The organism is Sphingobium sp. ba1, assembly GCF_000743655.1.
Taxonomy (GTDB): Bacteria; Pseudomonadota; Alphaproteobacteria; order Sphingomonadales; family Sphingomonadaceae; genus Sphingobium.
Genome location: NZ_JPPQ01000070.1, coordinates 16,451 through 18,091 on the forward strand (window position 1 = coordinate 16,451; position 1,641 = coordinate 18,091).

General features: G+C 64.4%; 1 protein-coding gene and 1 pseudogene. Both read left to right on the forward strand.

Annotated features, from left to right (window positions below):
* Positions 1-216: pseudogene (locus IL54_RS23355) on the forward strand (macrolide ABC transporter ATP-binding protein); the annotation flags it as partial.
* A 190-nt stretch (positions 217-406) separates the two neighbouring features.
* A complete protein-coding gene (locus IL54_RS18955; protein WP_037479463.1) occupies positions 407-1,612 on the forward strand; it encodes an ABC transporter permease in 1,206 nt (401 codons plus the stop codon).
* The last annotated feature ends 29 nt before the right edge of the window (positions 1,613-1,641 follow it).

A 1,641-nucleotide genomic window follows, 5' to 3' on the forward strand; every position in this document is an offset into this window, starting at 1 on the left:
ACCAGCCCCGACGTGCTGCTGGCCGACGAACCGACCGGCAATCTCGATTCCGAACGATCGGTTGAAATCATGGAATTGCTGACCGATCTCAATCAGAACAGCGGCATCACCGTGCTGATGGTCACCCACGAACCCGACATGGCCGCCTTCGCGCGAACCATCGTCCATTTCAAGGACGGCCTGGTCGAACGCATCGACAATGAGGTGCCGGCGTGATGGGGATAGCGATCAAGCCGTCTCCCCGCGGGGGAGAAGGATACGCAGCCTTAAGCGCGAAGCGACTTAGGCGGAGTTGGAAGAGGGGGGTATGCCCTCGCGGCGGATCGCTGCCCCCTCTCCAAGCGGGGCTAGCCAGCAAGCTGGCAAGCGCCGCTATCCTCTCCCCCAAGGGGCGAGGAGACTTGGGATGCTAGGCACCACCATCACCCTCGCCTTCCGCGCGATCAACCGCCACAAGCTGCGCAGCTTCCTCACGACGCTGGGCATCATCATCGGCGTTGCCGCCGTCGTCACCATGGTGACGCTCGGCAATGGCGCGACCGCGGCCGTGCGCGAGCAGATCAGCTCGCTCGGTGCCAACGTCCTGCAATTGCGGCCCGGCCAGGGCTTTGGTCGCGGCGGCGGCGGCCCCCGCCCGCCCGATTTCAAGCCTGCCGACCTCACCGCCATCCAGAATCAGTTGACCGGCGTGCGCGCCGTCGCGCCGCTGGTGCAGTCGAGCGGCACCGCCATCTATGAAGGCAATAACTGGTCCACCACCGTCTATGGCACGACATCGGCCTATTCCGAGGTGCAGCAATGGACCACCGATGTCGGCCGCCTTTTCCTGCCCGAAGAGGAAGAGGCCGGTCGTCCGGTCTGCATCATCGGCAATACCGTGCGCACCAACCTGTTCCAGGGCGCGGACCCGGTGGGCAAGCGGATGCGGATCAAGGGCATTTCCTGCCAGGTGATCGGCGCGCTCAAGACACGCGGCCAGGGCGGCTTTGGCGATCAGGACGATGTCGTCGTGATGCCGATCAAATTCGTGCAACGCCGCTTCACCGGCGACCGCGACATCAGCCAGATTATGGTCGCGGTGGACGATGCCTATGACACCAGCACCGTGCAGACGAGCCTGGAAGAACTCATGCGCGAACGGCGCAAGATCAAAGCCGGGTCCGAAGACAATTTCAACGTCTTCGACACCAAACAGATCAGCGACACGCTGACCGGCACCACCACCATCCTGACCCAGATCGTCGGCGCGGTGGCCGCCATCTCGCTGCTGGTCGGCGGCATCGGCATCATGAACATCATGCTGGTGTCGGTGACCGAGCGGACCCGCGAAATCGGCATCCGCCTCGCCATCGGCGCGGTCGCGCGCGAAGTGCTGATGCAGTTCCTGGTCGAAGCAATCGTGCTGTCCTGCCTTGGCGGCCTGATCGGCCTGCTGCTGGCGCTGGCCGCAACCGCCGCCATCGCCCCGCTGATGCAGGTGCCCTTCCTCTTCGACATCAAGGTCAACCTGATCGCCTTCGTCTTTTCGGCGGCGATCGGCGTCGTGTTCGGCTATTTCCCCGCCCGACGCGCAGCCGCCCTCAACCCCATCGACGCCCTCCGGCACGAATAGCAGACAGTTCATCCTCCACCGGCGGGGGA